Origin of the sequence: Vibrio bathopelagicus (genome assembly GCF_014879975.1) — a bacterium.
GTDB classification, from domain to species: Bacteria; Pseudomonadota; Gammaproteobacteria; order Enterobacterales; family Vibrionaceae; genus Vibrio; species Vibrio bathopelagicus.
In genome coordinates this window covers 274,639-295,012 of sequence record NZ_CP062501.1, presented here as the reverse complement: position 1 = coordinate 295,012, position 20,374 = coordinate 274,639, and the positions used below count along the sequence as shown (strand labels likewise).

The following is a 20,374-nucleotide window of genomic DNA, read 5'->3' as shown; positions in this document are numbered from 1 at the left end:
TACTGCTGATAACTTGTTGCCTGTACCTTTTTTTCTTGAACACAATGAGTAGGAAAAATATCACACAGACTTGAAGTTAGTTCGACAAGTACTGTTTGCTACCACACAAAAATACTCTGACTGTATTTCAAAAGCTCTAAAACAAAATAACCATTCAATATCTGAATTTGGGGGAAATTTTTCAGACAGATGTAACTTAGATGAGAGCACTTCAACTTTTATCTCACTCAAGAGAATGTTAATTCAATATTTTTTACAAACTACCGTGAATTAATACACTTGGATATTTTATTAGAGTTCTGAGGATGAAAAAATAAATTATGGAACTTTAAATCGACTTCAATCGCATCCTAAATCACTATGTTCCAAAAGTTACTCAGACTGATTTGGGCAACAAGCTGTTGCCCAGTTAGGGGCAATGACAGTTGTTGCAAATTCTGCAACTGCTAAGGGTTCTTCGGTAGTTCTTGATGAATTTTGCACATTAGCTAATTCGATGGTTAGCACTATGCCTTCTGAAACGTTTTGGGGCATAAATGAGTTAAGTCGACCTAATTAAACTCTAAATTGAAAAGTGGCTGATAACATACCAACAAGACAGCCTGTTTATTTCAAATTTATCAATAATGAGTACACTTCTTGCGTTGATCCTGTGAACCACTAGAAACTTTGCGCAGTTAAACTTTGTTATAAAAGTGGCTAGGATTCTGTTTTAAGGAAGGGATATGCAAAAAATAATTCTGATCACAGGAGCCACAGATGGCATTGGTTTTGAGACCGCAAAAGCGCTGACTCAACAAGGACACCACCTTCTAATTCATGGCCGAAACTCAGCCAAGGTGAGTAAAGTCGTAACCGCTTTGTCTCGCCTGTCTAAGAATGCAGTCATAGAAAGCTACATAGCAGATCTATCAACGCTCTCAGAAGTCGATGCGCTCGCTACCCAAATCAACAACAATCACAAGCGGCTCGATGTATTGATCAACAATGCTGGCGTATACAAGGTTTCAGAAGTCACCACCTCAGACAACCTTGATGTACGCTTTGTTGTGAACACCATTGCGCCTTATCGACTGACACAAAAGCTGCTCCCTCTTTTTGATGCGACAGGTCGTATCATCAACCTATCTTCAGCAGCCCAATCAACCGTAGATTTAGAAGCGCTTATCAGTTCGAACGCCGGCGAATTAGATGGCCCAGTTTACGCGCAAAGCAAGCTCGCGCTGACGATGTGGTCTATCGAATTGGCCAACACTCTATTAGATAATGGACCTGCGGTGATCCCGGTGAACCCTGCTTCTTTCCTCGGCAGCAAACTGGTCAAAGAGGCTTATGGCGTGGACGGGAATGATCTGGCGATTGGCGCCGATATCCTTTGTCGCGCTGCACTCAGTGACGAGTTTGCCAACGCTTCGGGGCAATACTTCGATAATGATTCAGGGTTATTCAAAGCCCCTCATGCCGATGCATTGAACCCCGCTAAAAACCGTAAATTAGTGGAAGCGCTTGATCGGTTGCTAGAAGAGAAATTGTGCGTGGCACCCAGTTGATTCTGGTAAACACATAGCATCAAGCATACTTGATAAAGGCTTGGCTTAGCTGCTGAAAAAGTGAGTCTACGTTGGGTAAGGGTGTTACATGCTTAGACAACAGGGTATGAACATGTGCATCCACCACGGTTGGATTGCCGCAAACTTGATTGTAAAAGTTCACGGGGGCAACGATGTGCTCTAAATCAGCGTCTAACAAGATACAGGCTTGCGAAAGTACGATTTGACCGCCCCCACGTTTGAGTAAAACACGCTGAGCCGTACCCACTATTTTTTGTTTATTGATGTTGAGATTATAATCGCCATCGCAATAAGAACCTGGGGTTGCATGAACATCCACATCGACGCCCAGCTCCTTAAAAAATTGCGTTAATACATTGCATAAATGTAGATACGCTTTTTGAATATTGTACGCTTCGTCACGGGGCCAATGATAAATGTGCGCTAGGTTAATGACACCCGGCAGTTGAGGAACTGGAGCACCGCCCGTTTTACGCGAACAGAGTTGCCAGCCTTGGTCGGCGAGCTGTGCTTTAGACTGCACCGTCACTGGCCACTTTTTACCTGCCGGCAAAACCAGTGTCGGCGTTTTGGCTTGCCACAACATTAAGGCTTGTCCAATCTCACCAGCCTGAATTTGCTGTAATAGCTCGTCTTCTTTTTCAAACGCGCGATCAACATCAATGTGCGGGTAACGCACGAGTTTATTCGTTAACTTCAATGCACTTTTCCTCTACAACTTGTTGTGGTCGAATTAATCACAGGCCCCTATGATTAATAATATATCCCCCAAATCCAATACAGCATAGCGCCATATGTACAATATTTTATTATTCCTATCTATGCTGTATCGGCTTAGTTAAAACCCTTCCGTTTGGATAGCTTTAGTCAAGCAAGGTTGTCTGATATGGTGGCGGCAGAACTTCAGCAATTGTTTAGATCGTATTGAATATGAAAACACTCACCATACTTGATGGCGGCATGGGCCGAGAGCTCAAAGAAATTGGAGCGCCATTCTCGCAACCTCTTTGGAGCGCTCAAGCGCTGATTGAAGCCCCAGGTTTTGTTAGCCAAGCACACCAAAACTTTGTCGATGCAGGCGCTGAAATCATAATTACCAACAGCTATGCGTGTGTGCCTTTTCACTTGGGTGAAGAACTCTTTACACAACGAGGCTTTGAGCTAGCTGCGCTTTCTGGCGAATTGGCTAAGGCTGTTGCCAATAGTGCTCCTCACACCGTGAAAGTAGCGGGTGCAATTCCACCGCCATTTGGTAGCTACCGACCAGACTTGTTCAAAGTCGAAGAAGCAGCGCCAATCATCCAAACTCTTTACGATGCCCAAGACCCAAACATCGATCTTTGGATAGCGGAAACCATTTGTAGTCTGCAAGAGTTCGAGTCCATTCATGCGGTGCTCAAGCAATCAAACAAACCGTGTTATTACGCATTCAGCTTGGAAGATACCAAGGGCGATTCCGCTTCTATTCGTTCTGGTGAGAGCGTAACAGACGCCATCAAACTGGCCTGCAAATCAAACGCAAAAGGCATTATGTTTAACTGCTCAGTGCCTGAAGTGATGGATCAAGCCATTATTGATGCTAAGAAAGTGATCAATGAACTAGGTATCAGCTTAGAAATCGGTGTCTACGCAAACAACTTTGCGCCTATCAGCAGCGAACATGAAGCGAATGACATGCTTCAAGAAATGCGCGAGCTGGATGGCCAAGGTTGCTTAACTTACGCCAAACGCTGGCACGCATTGGGTGCGAATATCGTCGGTGGTTGTTGTGGTATCGGGCCCAAACACATTAAAGCCCTAGCCGATTGGAAGCTCTCCATACAGAGCTAAGCCAGAGCTTCAACTAGAATAAAATAAATAGAGAACAGGTTGAGAAATCTGTTCTCTATTTGTATGTGACGTCTCTGAGTACACTGATACAAAACAACGATCTGGAGCAACTGATGAGCGACACGCAACGCAAGATTAAATGGGGCATAGCCGGGCTAGGTAATATCGCCAATAGATTCGCAACGGCAGTCACAGAACACTCTCTGCACGGAGATTTATATGCTGTTGCTGCAAGAGATCACTCTCGCGCAGCCACGTTCGCCAACAAGTTTAGTTGCGCCAAGGCTTATGGCTCTTATGAAGCCATGGCTCAAGATCCCGGTGTTGAGGCAGTGTACATCGCAACGGTTCACCCTTATCACAAGCCTCTAGCCGAACTGTTTCTGAGCCATAAAAAACACGTATTGGTAGAAAAGCCCGCCTTTACCAACCTTGGTGATTGGTTAGAAATGAAAGCCCTTGCGAAGCAACATGGTGTGATGTTACTAGAGGCAATGAAGACTGTCGTGTTCCCAGCCTATCGCGAGCTTACATCGTTTCTCATCGACAACCAGATTAAGATTGATTCGATAGAAGCCAGCTTTGGCAATGAGCACGACTATGACCCTAAACTGTTTATCTTCAACCCAGATTTAGCGGGCGGAGCAACGCTTGATGTTGGTGTGTATGGACTGTGGTTTTTCTACGATTTGTGCCGCACGCTTGGGGTTACGCCTTCTATCCCTCAAGTAGAGATGTCGAGCCTCTATGAAGAATCAAATGTTGATACCGATTCATGCTTCCAGTTCTCTGGAGAAATCAGCGCGACCATATCGGCTTCAACGGTACGCAATCTGCCACGCGCTGCGCGATTAACTGGCCCAGACATCACTATCACAATTCAAGAGAAGTGGTGGAACCCTGCTCACATCGAGATCGAATACCGAAATGAAACCTTCACTATCCAACACCCGATTCAGGGTAATGGGTTCGAATATCAAATCGAGCACTTCTCGCAACTTGTATTAGAGGGCAAACTTGAGTCTGATATCCTAAGCTCAAAGATAAGTGCACAGGTTCTTGAAACCATGGAAACAGCACTCGCTGATGCTGGCTACCAACACTTAACTCAACCTAATATTTAGGAATGCGAATTGGGCAACCTTAAGCGCAAGCTTGAACTGTACGAAAAGATATTTCAGGCTTTTGGGCCTGGAGCATCACGCTGCCAAGTCAGCCAATTAGCAACGCTTCTACATGTTAGTGAGCGTCACGTTCAAACCTTACTAAAAACAATGACAGCGCAAGGCTGGATTGAATGGCAAGCCAGTTCTGGGCGCAACAAAAAGGCACAGCTCACATGTCTGGTTGAACCGATGGATATTTGTTACCAATACGCGAAAAACCACGCAGATTCAGGTAACGTCGAGCAGGTATTTAGCACCTTAAGCTTTAATGGGCGCAACGCTGGCGCGGAACTGCAAGCTTTTCTAAGCAGCGCCAATCACTCTGCGCAGAACGTCGCGTACATTCCCTTTCACCGTGAGCTTGAGACTCTTCATCCTCAACGAGTACTTAGGCGCACCGAACGCTTCTTAGTGATGCAGGTTTGCCAACGCCTCACCTCCGTTCAGCACGGTCAACTCAGCGGCGATTTAGCCTACCACTGGCAACCCAATGAAGATGCAACTGTCTGGCACTTCCAAATTCGTAATGGCGTTCAATTCCACAACGGTCGAACACTTGAAGCTCAAGACATAGCTCGCAACCTTAACTCACTCTGCCAAGACAAAATATGGCGTCGCTGCTATCAGCATATTGATGAGGCCTCTGTCTCGCCTGGTAATGTGGTTGTCGTGAAATTGAATCAACCTGATTGGCATTTACCGCGCTTACTTGCCAGAGTTGAAGCCTCCATTTTTGATCACTCATCTTCGACCGATAGGCTGATTGGTTCTGGCGCGTTCTCGTTAGACATTTTCTCGAGCAAGATGTTGAGATTGAGCCGCAATAGCGCGTATGTACACAGTACGCCCATTCTTCATCGAATTGAGTTGTGGGTCTATCCAGAATGGGCACAGAGCAAAGCTTGCGCTCAAAATCAGGTGTGTGTGAAGCTGCCCGAAAAGACGATCACAGTGAGTGGAGATAACTCTGCTGATCAACAGAATTTCGGCTCAACGTTTTTCAAGATTCAGAACCCAACATTGTCTAAACCATTTCGCGAATTCACCGTTGAAGACACCTCTGAATGCCAAGCACTATTCAAACAGTTATCGGTTTCTGGTGAGAGTTCGATTGGCGTTGAATATGGACACTACCGAACCATCAAAGACGTCGCGCTATGCAGCATTATTGATGAAAACGACACCTTTGCTTCGTGGTTAAGCTTCTTCAGTCGGTTCCCGTTTAGGGAGTTAACACTACCTGCTGAGATGCTAGAAACAATCGAACAAGGTTTAGCCTCAATAAGAAGCCAGCCAAACTTTGAGTTAGCAATGAATGCACTGTTGATGCTTCGGCTTTGGTTGAATGACTCTGGGGTTGCGGTTGAGCTCAAGCAAGAGGCGTTCAACTTAGAGGTTTCTGAAAAGATACACGGCGCACAAGTGAATGGTTTCGGTTGGTGCGAACTCGACAAGTTATGGATTAACCATTTGTAAGTCTAACCATGTTCAAAATAAGTCATTAGGCACAGCGACTTATCTTTAACACTCCCCTGCCAATAGCAAAGTAATCGGGTGCTAATGTACTCTGGAAGTGATACTCAACAAAAATAGCACAAGCTAAACAGCCCCAATAAGAAGGTAAACCATGACTCGACACTTAAAAGGCTCATTATTGTTTCTTTGCGCACTCTCTTTTAACAGCATGGCGAGCACCCAATGCGACGCTCTCGCGGGTTGCGAGAAGAAGTTCTGTGAGATCGAATATCAAATTAAGAAAGCAGAACAATACGACAACCAGTACAAAGTAGAGCGATTAACAAAAGCGTTGAAAGCCGCGAAAGAAAACTGCACCAATGAGGGTTTGAAAGAAGACCTCCGTGACAAAATCGAATCCAATGAAGAAGATTTGGCCGAATACAGAGCCGACTTAGAAGAAGCAAAAAGAGACGATAAAGCGGATAAGATTCAAAAATACCAACATAAGATCGAAAAAGAACTGCATAAAATCGATCGCTTAAAGCAAGAGTTAGCAGAGATCCCTTAAGCAGCACTTGTTTTCAGCTAAGCCCCTTGCTCTAAGCTACCCCTAGTTTCGATACATCATTTAGCTACCAATGATGTATCAAAACTAGAAACAAAAATGGCCTTACATATTAATAAGGCCATTTAAAGCATGCTGATTTAAACAACATCCACAATTAACAAAGCAAATTCGACAGCTTATCCCACCAACGCCAATTCAGACTCTTTATAGATGCGATTAGCTACCTTGTACGCTGTCGGTGACGTCAGCCTCTCTTTGCATCGACTCTTAAACTGCTCGATGTCGATCGCCTGTTCTTCCAATAAGTACGTCAGCTCACTCAAAGAGTTAGCCTCAAACACCGCTTGGCCAAGTGGAGTGCATGCGTATCTGCTCGACTCTTGATAGCCAATCACAGTCAATACCGATTCAGGCAGATCCCAGAACTTTGCAATCGTGTAAGTCAGGCGAATAGAATAACTATGAATCAAGCGCTTCAACGCCAATGAGTTAGGCGGGACAGAAGGGTCAACATGCTTGAAAGCTTCCACCATCATTTGGAAAATGATCATCTTGCCTAGATTACGGATCAACCCAACAAAATATGCGGTAGCTTGGTCTTCTTGAGATGGTGACTCTTTCATTAACTCCTTAGAAAAAGAAGCCGTCTGGATGCTGTGATTCCAAATTTTCTCACCGAAATGACGCCAGTAAATATTATTACCCGGCGTAAAGTTCTTCATATAAGAATTCACCACCCCCTCAACAAGACCTTGAGAGCCCATATTTAAGAATGCGGTTTTTAGATCCGTCACCTGCTTTTCATTACGTTTGTAGAACGCACTATTAGCCAGTTTAATCACATCGGCCGCCATGCTTGGCTCTCGCTCAATCACCTTTAGCAGGGCATCGACATCAAACTCATCACTTTGTAGTTCACCCATTAATGTCGTGACAGAAGCAGGCATCACGGGCAATTCATTCAGCAGCGCTTTAGGAGAACGAATCAAGCGTTCAACTTGGCACGCCACAAAGTCGCTAAATGGGTCCGATTCTGTTCGTAGACGTGACTCTCCAAACAGATAATCAAGAAACTCTTCATCGTGAAGGCTCATCGCTTTATCGACGATTAATGATGACGGTTGATTTGACGAAGGCGGCACAAAGATTGAAGGCTTAACAGCCGTTTGCCCTTGAGAGCAGACCTCATCTGAGGCGGTTTTCTGAGAGGCACTTTGTAAGGAATTTAGTTGCTTACCTTGCTTGGAAGCGAAAGGGGAAAATAGTGCCTGCAATACCCTTTTAAACATCAATACGGCTCCTAGATGAATACAAAACAGAACGGGATATATAACGGCGGCGATTATTACACAGCAGACTCATAAACCATACAATGATAAATGAATCATTAATTTTTCAGCTGTATAGGATCTGTTACTCAACAGACGGCGAGACCAAGATCGCTTGTATTCACCGAAACAAAAAAAGCGAGCTAATCACGCTTGCTCGCTCTTTCATACATTGGAACTGTGATGCTAACGAAACTAGCGCTCAGCAACTTTCAATACGATCTTACCGACGTGCTTTTTCTTTAAAAACTCATCTTGTGCGGTATGGATATCTACAAGCGGATAAGACTCTGCGACAATGGCGCCGATCTGCTGCTTCTCAATACGATTAATCAAGTTTTGGAACACTTGTGGTTCTAAAACCGTGCAACCAAAAAAGCTCAGGTCTTTTAGATACAGAGTACGAACATCAAGCTCGACCATCGCACCACCAATCGCCCCGGACACGGCATAACGACCGTGCGGCTTTAGGACGTCAAGAAACTCTGGCCACTTGTCACCCGCCACTAAATCAATCACAACGTTAACGCTGCTTTCGCCCAACGTTTCGACTAAATCAGCATCGCGAGCAATCACCTCATCGGCGCCGAGCTCAAGCAACTGTTCATTTTTGCTTGGGCTAGTAATCGCAATAACATAAGCGCCACGAGCTTTTGCCAGTTGAATCGCCGCCGAGCCCACACCACCCGACGCACCAGAGATAAGTACGCGGTCGGCCTCTGTCGCATTAGATCGCGTCAGCATGTTTTCCGCAGTCGAGTACGAACACGGGAAAGACGCCAGCTCAACATCCGACATCGCACTGTCCACTGCATACGCGTGTTTTGCCGCTACCTTAGTGTATTCAGCAAAGCCACCATCGCACTCAGAACCGAAATACCATGGTTGTGGCAGTTCTCGATCGTAAACTTCTGTCAAACATGGCTCGATAAGAACACGCTCACCAATACGATCCGCAGAGACTTCATTGCCGACCGCCACGATAAAACCACACACATCAGCACCTTGGATACGAGGGAACTTTAACGCTTCACCCGACCAACTGGCGTCGTCTGAGTCATCACTTTTTGAGTACCACCCGATTCGTGTGTTGATGTCCGTGTTGTTGACGCCTGCTGCCATCACTTTGATAAGCACTTCATTAGGTTCAATTTCAGGAACAGCGATATCTTCACGGTAACCAAGCATTTCCGCTCCGCCGTGACCTAACATCTCTGCGCCTTTCATTGTTTTGGGGATCTCGAAATTCATCGTGTTTCCTTAAGTAATTTTGTCACCATATTCTGTGCTGATGCCACCGCTTCTTCGCCTAATATCGGCCATGCACTAGAAACACCTTCATGAAGTAAAAACAGTGGTGTTGCGAGATCGTCTCGGAGGCTCTGCTTGCCAATAAGCACACGAACTTGTTCTTTGTGTTGCGTAACCGCTTGGTTAATAAGCTCGTTATCTGGGAACGCAGCAATGGCATTCATCGACATACAACCATGCGGCGCATACTCTTCTAACCACTGTTGAAGCTTGTTGAAAATATGAACGACAGCTTCCAAGCTAGCCTCCGGAGATGCTTCTAACAGGAAGTTAAGGTAGCGCTGATGTCGGTATTCCAATGCACCAACGATCATCGCTTCTTTTGAAGGGAAGTGTTTATACAAGGTTCTTAAGCTGACATTACACGCCGTTTTCAGTTGTGCAACGCTCGGTTCCGCAAAGCCCTGTTGGCTAAATGCCACTTCAAGGCTTGCTGCAATCTGCTCTCTCAACATAATTCTCTCTTAATACTGAATACCGATCCTAGTTAATAACCGTGACAGGCATAACAACAGGTAGAATGATTGTTCTACTTACAGGGTAGAACGATCACTCTACCCATGTCAATATCCAAATATTACGAACGAAGAAGTGAAAAATTCCGCTCCAAAATAGAGTGCGGAATTTATCGATATAGATGAGAGACTTACCGTTTAGGCTAGAGTCGACTGCGTATCGTCACCAACACAGATAACGCACCACAAAGTACCAACACCACACCTAGATCTTGAATCATTCCCGCTAGAGCGAGCCCAGACCCGATCAAGATGTAATACATCAAACCAAACAATGCCCCTGCACTTCCGGCTTGAGATTGGTAACGCACCAATGCTCGGCTCAATACATTAGGAATCGCAATACCAAACGCCATCACCACTAGCATCATCGGAAGCAAGAACCAGATTGAATGTTGTGAAAAATACACACCCACCGCACCAACCGTTTGAAGCCCTGCGGCTAGACCAATCAAAGAGATAGAGGAAACTTGTCGCTTCAATAGCGCCTTGTTAACCAAGCTTCCTAGCAAGGTTCCGAACCCAAGAACGACACCACTATAACCAAACTGCTCGATACTAAATCCAAGCTGTAAGAAGGTGAATGAACCTAGTTGGTAATACGAAAACAGCGCAATATTGAACGATGCGACAAGCAGTGCTGAAATCCAAATGCTGCCGTCTTTGACCATGCGAATACCGAGCGATTTTAGCTGCAACGGCTGCTTAGATTGCTGTGTTTCCGGCAAAGACCACAAACTGTGTGCTATTAGTGCCAACACCATAATAAGTAAGGCAGTAAATACGTATTGGTGTCCACCAGCCTCACTCAATTGGCCACCAAGCAGCAGCCCGATAATTGGGCTAATCGACAGCCCCATCCCCATGTAACCAAACACCTTGGCCAACTCTGGGCCACTAAAAGCATCTCGCAACATGGTTTGAGTAACAACCGAGCCAACCGCAAGCCCAAAAGCGCCCATCGCTCTTGCTATCATCAACCAAGTAAAGCTATTGGTTTGTATGGCAATGACTGCCGAACAGGCAAATAACCCCAACCCCAATAACATGGTTGGTCGACGTCCCCATTTATCAGCGAGTACACCCCAGACCACCACACCCAACGCAAATGCCGAGAAATAGATAGAGAGGGTTTGTGCCGCTTGTGTATAACTAACATCGAAGGATTTCGATATTGAATCCAGAGTCGGGCTATAGATGGTTTCTGCGATTTGAGGGAACATCAACAACAGCACCATTTGCCATAAAGAAGGTTTTGTTTTCATCATTTTTCCAAGACCAGTGAACTTGACGCGAAGTCTAGAGGAAACTAATCTTGACCCGTTAACAACATTAAGACCAAAAACAACAAGATTAGGACAAATGGCATTAATTAGTGAGACGAGTGAGTTTGATGCCGACGGCTTACCCGCACCTGTAATCGGCATTGCTGCAGAACTAGGTCAGCACGACTCAGGCATCCACCACCACGTGAAAGGTCAGCTATTGTATGCTCCACAAGGCTGCATCACCTTGACCTTGGAAAACGCCCTTTGCATTTTACCGCCGACCAAAGCCGTGTGGATCCCACCCTATACTAAGCACCGAGCACAGATGACCAATGTGGTTGCCTATCGCTCGCTCTATTTCGATAGTGGTATTTACACATGCCCAGAAAACATAGAAATTGTAGAAGTAAATGAGCTACTAAAGGCTCTGATCAACAAAATGGCTTTTTGGGATTGGGACATTGCGTCCGAGCAAACCACCAATACTGCCAACCTGTTTTGGGAAGAATTCTATAGCGCCAATCAGCACTCATTCATCTTACCACTCCCGACAGATCGCCGATTCAAACGCTTTTGTGAACAAGTTAGAAGCGATTCATTCTTAGCCCCCGGGTTATCGACATTAGCTGATTCAGTTGGGGCAAGCACTAAAACTATCACTCGATTGTTCAAGGCAGAAACAGGCATGACTTATCAAGATTGGCGGCAACAGTGGCGCTTATTTAAAGCGATTGAACTGCTCTCAGAGAACCGACAAGTCGGCGATGTAGCACACCAATTGGAGTTCTCTTCCAACAGTGCTTTTATTTCCTTTTTCAAACAGCAAACCGGACAAACGCCACTGGCCTTTACTAAGGTAGGAACGTGACCTTTTTACCCAATGCATCAATTTTACTTAGCTCAGAAACGAAAAAACCAGAGCATAAGCTCTGGTTTTTAAGAGTATTTTAAAGCTAGGTGCAATCGTTACTTGGTGTAGAAAGCGCGTTTCAATGCCATCTCTAAACCGCGCACTTCAGCCAAGCCTTTCAATCGACCAATTGCAGAGTAACCTGGATTGGTCGTTTTCTTCAGATCATCCAGCATTTGATGACCGTGATCCGGACGCATTGGAATTAGGCGGTGATCGCCCACTTCTGCACGACGATTCTCTTCATCCAAGATAGCCATTACAACGTTGTACATGTCCACGTCGCCATCAAGGTGAGCCGCTTCGTGGAATGTCATTGGGTTGCTCTCTTCCCGCTTGGTAGAACGTAAGTGCGTAAAGTAAATTCGGTCACCGTGCTTTTTGATCATGTTAACCAGATCATTGTCGCCACGCACACCGTATGAACCTGTACACATCGTCAAACCGTTCATTTTGCTCGGAACATGCTCGGTCAGCCAGTCAATATCTTCAATCGTTGAGACGATACGAGGCAAACCTAGAATTGGACGCGGTGGATCGTCTGGGTGAACCGCCATCTTCAAACCACTCGCATCACAAATGGGCATCAGCTCAGCGAGGAAGTAAGACATGTGCTCACGTAGTTTATCTTTATCGATGCCCGCATAACGGTCTAGCTGTGCTTGAAAGGCTTCAAGCGTATAGCCTTCTTCAGCGCCCGGCAGACCCGCGATGATGTTGTTGGTCAGCTGTTGGATTTGGTCTGGCGTCATGTTGTTGAAGTAATCCAACGCCTGTACTTGCTCTGACTCTGAATAATCCGACTCTGCACCCGGACGCTTCAAAATATGCAGTTCAAATGCCGCAAACGCAATTTGGTCAAAACGCAGTGCGCGAGAACCATCAGGCATTTCAAATTCTAAATCGGTACGCGTCCAGTCCAACACTGGCATGAAGTTATAACAAACCGTATCGATGCCACACTCAGCAAGGTTAGCCAGAGTTTGCTTATAGTTATCAATCCACTGCTGGTAGTTGCCAGTTTGAGTTTTGATCTCTTCGTGCACCGGCACACTTTCTACGACCGACCACGTTAAACCTTTATCTTCGATAATGGCTTTACGCTTAAGGATTTCTTCTTTTGTCCAAACTTCACCATTTGGAATATGGTGCAGTGCATTCACAATACCAGTTGCGCCCGCTTGACGAATGTCATCTAGCGAAACTTGATCATTAGGGCCGTACCAACGCCACGTTTGTTCCATGAGACTTACCTTTCTTTAAGACGCACTTAGCCGGCTCGAATTAATCAAGCTAAATGCAATAACGACTTCTTAATGGCAGTAATGATAATTACTGCCCGAGATAGCACCGGTCTACGCCGGTCTAAAGATGATTGCCTATTAATAACCTAGTGAATGAATCAGCCTTCAAGTGAAATCTCGTGGCTGAATTCAACGCTAGCTTTCAGAACTAACTTTCTGTGCTAAGCAGCACCACTGGGTTGGAACTAAATAAGTAGCCATCAAAGTTTGGGTCATCAATGTCTGACAGCGCTAACAAACGCTGTTTAACATTCTCAAGGTGTTGCCACATTGCGTTCTTAGCAGCGACAGGGTCTTTACGCTGTAAGGCGGCGAGGATACGGGCATGATCATCTAACCATTCTTCACGGTAATCTTGACCACTGATGTGAGAGTGGAGTTTATTCCACATTGGACTCTTTTCGCGTCGATCCCAGGATTGTTTCAACATATCGACTAACACAGAGTTTTGCGTAGCCTCTGCAATGCACATGTGAAACTTTTCATCTCCGCTGCAATCGGTAGTGCCGCTTGCAAGCTCTTCGCGCTCAAGCTCGAGTGCAGAGCGCATCTTAATGATGTCGCCCGGAGTGACCTGAGTTGCCGCAAACTCCGCGATATTACTTTCCAGTAATTGACGGGCCTGCAGCATCTCGAATGGACCAGCATCATCGCTGATCACATTCTCGCGAGAATGAGTAGGAATGTTCAGGACATAAACACCTGACCCTTTTTTTACCTCGACTAAGTTTTCAAGCTCCAGCATGATGATCGCTTCACGCACCACAGTGCGGCTTACATCTAAACGGTCAGCAATATCGCGTTCTGGAGGTAACCTATCTCCGACCTTGTATAGGCCTTCAATCAGTTCTCTTCTTAGTACTAACCCTATCTCCTGATAAGGTCTTTTCGGCTCGAAAGGCATCATGATGATATTGTCACTTTTTTCCATTATATATCTCTCGCCATCATAATGACCAAATATAATTGGTCAACCTCTATATCCTAAAATGCAGTAACACCTTGTTTTTGTATTACAATTTTTTCTATATTTGTTAGTTATTCAACAGCCTGGATACGATCAATAAGAGCACTCAACTCGGGATTTGTTTTCTCTAGATCGTCATACATTGGTTGAACCGCTAGTGCGAACGCAGCTTTGTCTGGCTCAACGAACGTTACGCCCATTTTCTCAGCTTTAGCACGCTCTTTTGCTTCCGATTCAGCCCATAGTGTTTTCATCAACTCAGATGAATCACTCGCCGCTTTCATTAATGCATCTTGTTGTTCTTTAGTCAGTTTATCGTAGGCTCTGGTTGAGATAACCAACACATCAGGAACCATTGTGTGCTCATCTAGGCTGAAGTATTTAGACACTTCGCTGTGACGGCTCAAACTGAAAGAAGGGATGTTATTTTCCGCTGCATCCACCACACCTTGTTGCAACGCTGTGTACAACTCTCCATAAGCCAATGGCGTTGGGTTGCCCCCTAGCGCTTTCACCATTGCAATTGCTGATGGGCTTGGCTGAACTCGAACTTTCAAACCTTTTAGATCTTCTGGCGTATTAATTGGCTTATTGGTGTAGAAACTGCGCGCACCAGCGTCGTAATACGTCACACCAATAAAGCCGCTATCACGAGAAGAGTTCAGAATGTCACGGCCTACTTCACCATCAGTCACACTGTAGTAGTGCGCCTGATCGCGGAATAAGTAAGGCATGTTGAATGATGAATAAGCAGGAGAAAAAGCTTCTAATTCAGCGGCATTACTTTTCACCATATCTAAAGCGCCGTTCTGCATTAGCTCCATAGATTCGCGTTGTGTACCCAATTGAGCATCAGGGTAAATACGAATACGCACTTCGCCATCAGTCAATTCACGTACTTCTTTCGCCATAAACGTCATCGCTTCATGCACCGCATGGTCACGAGGGTGGTTATGACTCAGTTTCAATGTTGTCGCTGCATAAGCAGAGGCTGTTGCACCAAAAGTGAAAGCAGCACCGACAACAGCACTAATCAGAGTTTTACGCGTCATCATCATTCTTGTTCTCCGTGGATTGGTTATCCAATGTGTAGGGTGTTTTTTGTTATGGGCTCATATTGGCGCTCAAAAAAGGAACCGTCAAAGCCGAATTGGAAATTGATTGACCAATATCACAATAAAAACCCACAAATTGGTCAACCAAAATCATTTGTGAAGTCGCTCACGCTACATTTAAATTGGATCGCTTATGATTCAACCAGAATTTTGAGCGTACCTACCCTACAAAGAAACAGTTTTTTACATTGGTAAACCAATTGTTATGAGATACGCAATTTTGTTGAAAGGAAATAAAAATGAATAAATTGGTCAGTTATATAAATAAAGGGTTGGCCGCCTTTACCGTGTCTCTTTCGTCCTTCTTAGTGCTGTGCGTGATATGGCAGGTTTTGTCTCGATACGTCTTAGGTAAGCCAAGTACCGTTACCGACGAACTGGCTCGTTATCTCTTTATGTGGGTAGCCCTTATCGGTGCTGCTTATACAACCGGCCTAAAACGCCACCTAGCCATAGACCTTCTGACGATGAAATTGACGGGTAAACGTAAACTCATCAACGAAATCGTTATTCAAATCGCCATTGCAACCTTCTCTTATATTGTTCTGGTTCACGGTGGAAGTCAGTTAGCAGCTAAAACACTCGCTATGGGACAACTGACACCCGCACTAGGTTTAGAAATGGGTTACATCTACTTCTGCTTGCCGATTAGTGGTGCGCTGATGATTTTTTACTCCGTCGTATTTACCTACGAACGCGTTCAAAAACTAATATCTGGCGACGACCTAGTCACCGAATCTCAACTTGATTGATAGAAGGATTTCACAATGGAATGGCAAGTAATACTGACCTTATTCGGTAGTTTCGCTGTACTGCTTACAATCGGCGTACCGGTCTCTTTTGCTATCGGTTTATCATCATTAGCAACAATTTTAATGAGCTTACCGCTTGAGCCTGCAATAGCCGTTGTCGCTCAACGTATGGCTGCAGGCCTTGATAACTTTGCTCTATTAGCAATCCCGTTCTTCATTTTGGCGGGTAACATCATGAACCAAGGCGGCATCGCGCTGCGTTTGATCAACTTCGCGAAAGTGTTGGGTGGTCGTCTACCGGGTTCATTGGCACACGTAAACGTGATGGCAAATATGATGTTTGGTTCTATCTCAGGCTCAGCGGTAGCATCAGCAGCTGCGGTTGGCGGCACCATGTCTCCTCTGCAAAAGAAAGACGGCTATGACGAAAACTTCTCTGCTGCGGTAAACATTACTTCGTGCCCTACCGGCCTATTGATTCCGCCAAGTAATACCTTGATCGTTTTCTCTTTGGTTTCAGGTGGTACTTCAATCGCGGCATTGTTCTTAGCGGGTTACATCCCAGGTCTCATCATGGGGCTAAGTATCATGATTGTGGCGGGTATCATTGCGAAACGTCGCGGCTACCCAATAGCAGCGCGTCCTTCATTATCAATGGTTTGGGATACCTTCTTAAAAGCAGCGCCTTCTTTGGCTCTGATCGGCATCATCATGGGTGGCATCATTGGCGGTATCTTTACTGCGACTGAGGCTTCCGCAATTGCTGTGGTATACACCTTTGTTCTCGCGGTACTGATCTACGGTGAAGTGAAATGGCGTGATATTCCAAAGATCATCCTTGAGTCTGCAGTAACAACATCTATCGTTCTATTGCTTGTTGGCGCATCTATGGGTATGTCTTGGGCAATGGCAAACGCCGATGTGCCTTACATGATCGCTGATGCATTACTGGCGGTTTCTGATAACCCACTGATGATTCTACTGATTATCAACGTGATTCTGCTGATTGTGGGTATCTTCATGGATATGACGCCAGCGGTACTGATCTTCACTCCAATCTTCTTACCAATCGCATTGGATCTAGGCATCGACCCTGTTCACTTCGGCATCATGATGACCTTCAACCTTGCTATCGGTATCTGTACACCGCCGGTAGGTAGCGCTCTATTCATCGGTTGTTCGGTTGCCAACATCGCCATCGACAAAGTCATCAAGCCTTTGTTGCCATTCTATGCAGCACTGATTGCAGCCCTAATGGCCGTTACTTTTATCCCTGAGCTGAGCTTGTTCCTACCTGAATTGGTACTGGGTTACGGTTCGTAATTTCGTCACAGATACATTTTAAGACCGCTAAACATTCAAACGTATTATCAAATAATAAAATCCCGCTGGCTCGCTAGCGGGAGAAGGAAATAAATAATGAAGACTGTTGCTAACTCGACGCTGCCAAACACTGTATTACGACCTGACTACGACCGTTCAGCACTCAAAAGCCGTATTGTGCACCTTGGTTTCGGAGCCTTCCATCGCGCGCACCAAGCTCTATTCACCAATGAGATGCTCAGCAAGACCAACACTGATTGGGGTATTTGCGAAATTAACCTATTCGGCGGAGAAGATTTGATTGAATCACTTCGTACGCAAGACCACCTTTACACCGTTGCTGAAAAAGGTGCGGAATCTACCGATATAAAATTAATCGGTTCAGTGACTGAATCACTGCATCCAAAGCTAGACGGCATCGAAACTGTTTTAGAAGAAATGGCTGAGCCTCAAGTGGCGATCGTGTCTATGACGATCACAGAGAAAGGTTACTGCGCCGATCCTGCAACTGGCAAGCTTGATAGAAATAATGCCCTAGTCATCGCTGATTTAGCGAACCCAACCCAGCCAAAATCGGCACTTGGTTACATTGTCCAAGCCCTAAAAATTCGACGTGAACGTGGCTTACCACCATTCACGGTCATGTCTTGCGATAACGTGCAAGAGAACGGTCATGTAGCAAAAGCAGCGATCATTGAATTCGCTCAACTGCTCGACCCAGAATTGCGTGATTGGATTGAAACCCATGTCACCTTCCCTTGCACCATGGTTGACCGCATCGTACCCGCAGCAACAGAAGAAACACTGACAGAAATTGCAGAGCTACTTGGTTGTGAAGACCCGTGTGGCATCGCCTGTGAACCCTTCCGTCAATGGGTGATTGAAGATAACTTTGTGGCAGGTCGTCCAGACTGGAATGTTGCCGGTGCAGAGTTCGTAGAAGATGTGGTGCCTTACGAAGAAATGAAACTGCGCATGCTCAATGGCAGTCACTCTTTCCTTGCTTATCTTGGATACCTTGGTGGCTACGCCCATATTTCCGACACCATGACAGACGCTGGTTACCGCAAAGCCGCTTTTGACATGATGATGAAATCCCAAGCACCTTCGTTAACGATGCCTGAAGGGACTGATTTGGAAGGTTACGCAACCTTGCTGATCAACCGCTTCACAAACCCAAGCTTGAAACATAAGACATGGCAGATTGCGATGGATGGCAGCCAGAAGATCCCTCAACGTATGGGTGGCAGCTTACGATTCCATTTAGACCAAGGCTCAGATTTCTCGTGGCTTGCAACCGCCATCGCTGGATGGATGCGTTATGTATCTGGCGTTGATGAGCAAGGCAACGAAATTGATGTTCGCGATCCAATGGCAGATACACTGCGCCAGATCTGCGACGAGCATGGGTTCAATGTTTCTGTCGTTCCTGCGTTACTTGCTGTTGAAGCGATTTTCCCTGCCGAGCTAGGCCAAAACCCACTGGTCACTGATGCGGTGAGCTCAGCGTACCAATCATTAATTGAACATGGTGCCGTGGCTACCGTCGCTGCGTTATAAGGAGTATAAGCAATGAAAAATTTCTTATGTGAAGACTTTTTACTGTCCAATGAAACAGCGCGCCGCTTGTACCACGAACACGCAAGCCACCAGCCGATTTATGATTATCATTGCCACCTAAATCCAGCAGAGGTCGCTCAAGATCGTCAATTCGAAAATATGTCGAAGATCTGGCTTGAAGGTGACCACTACAAATGGCGAGGCATGCGTTCAGCAGGCATCGACGAGCGCCTGATTACCGGAGGTGCAAGTGATTATCACAAGTTCATGGCGTGGGCTAAAACCGTCCCTCAAACCTTAGGTAATCCTCTTTACCACTGGACGCACTTAGAGCTACGCCGCCCATTTGGTGTTACTGGCACTCTATTTGGCCCAGAAACCGCTGACCAAATTTGGCATGAATGTAATGAACTATTAGCGACACCGGAATTTAGTGCTCGCGGAATAATGCAACAAATGAATGTTGTGATGGCCGGCACGACGGATGACCCTATTGATTCTCTTGAACACCATAAAGCGATCGCCGAAGACAACACATTCGATGTGAAAGTTCTACCAAGTTGGCGCCCTGATAAAGCGTTCAAAATTGAACTTGATGGCTTTGCTGATTATATGCAAAAACTCAGCATGGTATCTAATGTGGAAATCACTCGTTTCCACCATCTACTAAGTGCATTAGATAATCGCTTAGAACATTTCAACGACCATGGTTGCCGTGCAGCGGACCACGGTATTGAAATAGTTCGCTACGCGCCTATTCCTGCAGAATCCGATCTGGATGCATTGTTGAATCGACGCCTCAATGGCGAAACGCTCACTGATTTAGAATGTGCACAGTTCTCAACAGCCGTTCAAGTATGGTTAGGAAAACGCTACGCAGCAATGGGTTGGGTAATGCAACTTCACATTGGTGCTCAGCGCAATAACAACACGCGTATGTTCCAACTGTTAGGGGCAGATGCCGGGGTTGATTCAATTGGCGATAAGACGTTTGCCTTCGAATTGGCTCATCTGTTGGACGAGATGGATAAGAGTAATGAGTTACCTCGCACCATCCTCTACTGCTTGAACCCTCGCGATAACGAGATGATGGCCACCATGATTGGTAACTTCCAAGGTGGCGGTATCGCGGGCAAAGTCCAGTTTGGTTCTGGTTGGTGGTTCAACGATCAGAAAGACGGCATGCAACGTCAAATGGAGCAGTTATCTCAACTTGGTCTACTCAGCCAGTTTGTCGGAATGCTGACTGACTCTCGCAGCTTCTTATCGTACACACGCCACGAATACTTCCGTCGAATTTTGTGCGACATGCTTGGTCGCTGGGCTGAAAACGGTGAAGTGCCAAACGACATGTCGCTGCTTGGCCCTATGGTCGAAGACATCTGTTTTGGTAACGCAAAGCGCTACTTCGAAGAGAGGGCGTAACCC

At 45.7% G+C, this 20,374-nt stretch carries 18 protein-coding genes; 10 read left to right on the top strand and 8 right to left on the bottom strand.

Annotated features, from left to right (window positions below; translation table 11 throughout):
- Nucleotides 1-725 precede the first annotated feature (725 nt).
- Complete coding sequence (locus tag IHV80_RS17745) at nt 726-1,550, top strand: SDR family NAD(P)-dependent oxidoreductase (RefSeq protein WP_192891671.1); 825 nt, start codon at nt 726-728, stop codon at nt 1,548-1,550.
- A gap of 19 nt (nt 1,551-1,569) precedes the next feature.
- Here the strand turns inward: IHV80_RS17745 and IHV80_RS17740 are convergent, their stop codons facing one another.
- A complete protein-coding gene (locus IHV80_RS17740) occupies nt 1,570-2,271 on the bottom strand; it encodes a lipoate--protein ligase family protein (RefSeq protein ID WP_192891670.1) in 702 nt (233 codons plus the stop codon).
- A 230-nt stretch (nt 2,272-2,501) separates the two neighbouring features.
- Between IHV80_RS17740 and IHV80_RS17735 the strand changes: the two genes are divergently transcribed.
- The 4 genes from IHV80_RS17735 to IHV80_RS17720 all read left to right on the top strand — a co-directional run bounded on the left by IHV80_RS17735 (nt 2,502) and on the right by IHV80_RS17720 (nt 6,593).
- The gene (locus IHV80_RS17735; protein ID WP_192891669.1) at nt 2,502-3,401 is read left to right on the top strand and encodes a homocysteine S-methyltransferase family protein; all 900 of its coding nucleotides are present in this window, start codon (nt 2,502-2,504) and stop codon (nt 3,399-3,401) included.
- Between the two features lie 113 nt (nt 3,402-3,514).
- Complete coding sequence (locus tag IHV80_RS17730) at nt 3,515-4,525, top strand: Gfo/Idh/MocA family protein (protein ID WP_192891668.1); 1,011 nt, start codon at nt 3,515-3,517, stop codon at nt 4,523-4,525.
- Nucleotides 4,526-4,534: 9 nt separating this feature from the next.
- Nucleotides 4,535-6,043 carry an SgrR family transcriptional regulator gene (locus tag IHV80_RS17725; RefSeq protein WP_192891667.1) on the top strand — a complete coding sequence of 503 codons (1,509 nt, stop codon included), beginning with the start codon at nt 4,535-4,537 and terminating at the stop codon, nt 6,041-6,043.
- Nucleotides 6,044-6,194: 151 nt separating this feature from the next.
- Nucleotides 6,195-6,593 (top strand): DUF1090 domain-containing protein, encoded by a 399-nt coding sequence (locus IHV80_RS17720; RefSeq protein WP_086714747.1) that lies wholly within the window; start codon nt 6,195-6,197, stop codon nt 6,591-6,593.
- Between the two features lie 176 nt (nt 6,594-6,769).
- Here IHV80_RS17720 and IHV80_RS17715 read toward each other — a convergent pair whose 3' ends face one another.
- The 4 genes from IHV80_RS17715 to IHV80_RS17700 form a co-directional block, all read right to left on the bottom strand.
- Nucleotides 6,770-7,882, bottom strand: coding sequence for an HDOD domain-containing protein (locus IHV80_RS17715; protein ID WP_192891666.1), 1,113 nt, complete (start codon nt 7,880-7,882; stop codon nt 6,770-6,772).
- A 234-nt stretch (nt 7,883-8,116) separates the two neighbouring features.
- Nucleotides 8,117-9,172, bottom strand: coding sequence for an alcohol dehydrogenase family protein (locus IHV80_RS17710; protein ID WP_192891665.1), 1,056 nt, complete (start codon nt 9,170-9,172; stop codon nt 8,117-8,119).
- Nucleotides 9,169-9,687: a TetR/AcrR family transcriptional regulator gene (locus IHV80_RS17705; RefSeq protein WP_192891664.1), complete on the bottom strand. Its 519-nt coding sequence runs from the start codon at nt 9,685-9,687 to the stop codon at nt 9,169-9,171. Before IHV80_RS17705 ends, IHV80_RS17710 begins: the two co-directional genes overlap by 4 nt.
- Nucleotides 9,688-9,890: 203 nt before the next feature.
- Nucleotides 9,891-11,012 (bottom strand): multidrug effflux MFS transporter, encoded by a 1,122-nt coding sequence (locus IHV80_RS17700; RefSeq protein ID WP_192892163.1) that lies wholly within the window; start codon nt 11,010-11,012, stop codon nt 9,891-9,893.
- A 97-nt stretch (nt 11,013-11,109) separates the two neighbouring features.
- Between IHV80_RS17700 and IHV80_RS17695 the strand changes: the two genes are divergently transcribed.
- On the top strand, nt 11,110-11,883 hold the full coding sequence (locus tag IHV80_RS17695; RefSeq protein WP_192891663.1) for an AraC family transcriptional regulator: 774 nt from the start codon (nt 11,110-11,112) through the stop codon (nt 11,881-11,883).
- A gap of 98 nt (nt 11,884-11,981) precedes the next feature.
- On the opposite strand, the gene uxuA is transcribed toward IHV80_RS17695, so the two are convergent.
- From uxuA to IHV80_RS17680, 3 genes are all read right to left on the bottom strand, one after another.
- Nucleotides 11,982-13,169, bottom strand: a complete 1,188-nt coding sequence (uxuA, locus tag IHV80_RS17690) for a mannonate dehydratase (RefSeq protein WP_192891662.1) — start codon at nt 13,167-13,169, stop codon at nt 11,982-11,984.
- Nucleotides 13,170-13,377: 208 nt separating this feature from the next.
- Nucleotides 13,378-14,160, bottom strand: a complete 783-nt coding sequence (locus IHV80_RS17685; RefSeq protein WP_192891661.1) for an FCD domain-containing protein — start codon at nt 14,158-14,160, stop codon at nt 13,378-13,380.
- Between the two features lie 107 nt (nt 14,161-14,267).
- Nucleotides 14,268-15,251, bottom strand: coding sequence for a TRAP transporter substrate-binding protein (locus tag IHV80_RS17680; protein WP_192892162.1), 984 nt, complete (start codon nt 15,249-15,251; stop codon nt 14,268-14,270).
- 299 nt (nt 15,252-15,550) lie between these two features.
- Between IHV80_RS17680 and IHV80_RS17675 the strand changes: the two genes are divergently transcribed.
- The 4 genes from IHV80_RS17675 (at nt 15,551) to uxaC (ending at nt 20,371) form a co-directional block, all read left to right on the top strand.
- The gene (locus IHV80_RS17675) at nt 15,551-16,063 is read left to right on the top strand and encodes a TRAP transporter small permease (RefSeq protein WP_192891660.1); all 513 of its coding nucleotides are present in this window, start codon (nt 15,551-15,553) and stop codon (nt 16,061-16,063) included.
- Nucleotides 16,064-16,078: 15 nt separating this feature from the next.
- Nucleotides 16,079-17,386 (top strand): TRAP transporter large permease, encoded by a 1,308-nt coding sequence (locus IHV80_RS17670; protein ID WP_192891659.1) that lies wholly within the window; start codon nt 16,079-16,081, stop codon nt 17,384-17,386.
- A 96-nt stretch (nt 17,387-17,482) separates the two neighbouring features.
- The gene (locus IHV80_RS17665; RefSeq protein ID WP_192891658.1) at nt 17,483-18,946 is read left to right on the top strand and encodes a fructuronate reductase; all 1,464 of its coding nucleotides are present in this window, start codon (nt 17,483-17,485) and stop codon (nt 18,944-18,946) included.
- Between the two features lie 12 nt (nt 18,947-18,958).
- Nucleotides 18,959-20,371: a glucuronate isomerase gene (gene uxaC, locus IHV80_RS17660; protein ID WP_192891657.1), complete on the top strand. Its 1,413-nt coding sequence runs from the start codon at nt 18,959-18,961 to the stop codon at nt 20,369-20,371.
- The last annotated feature ends 3 nt before the right edge of the window (nt 20,372-20,374 follow it).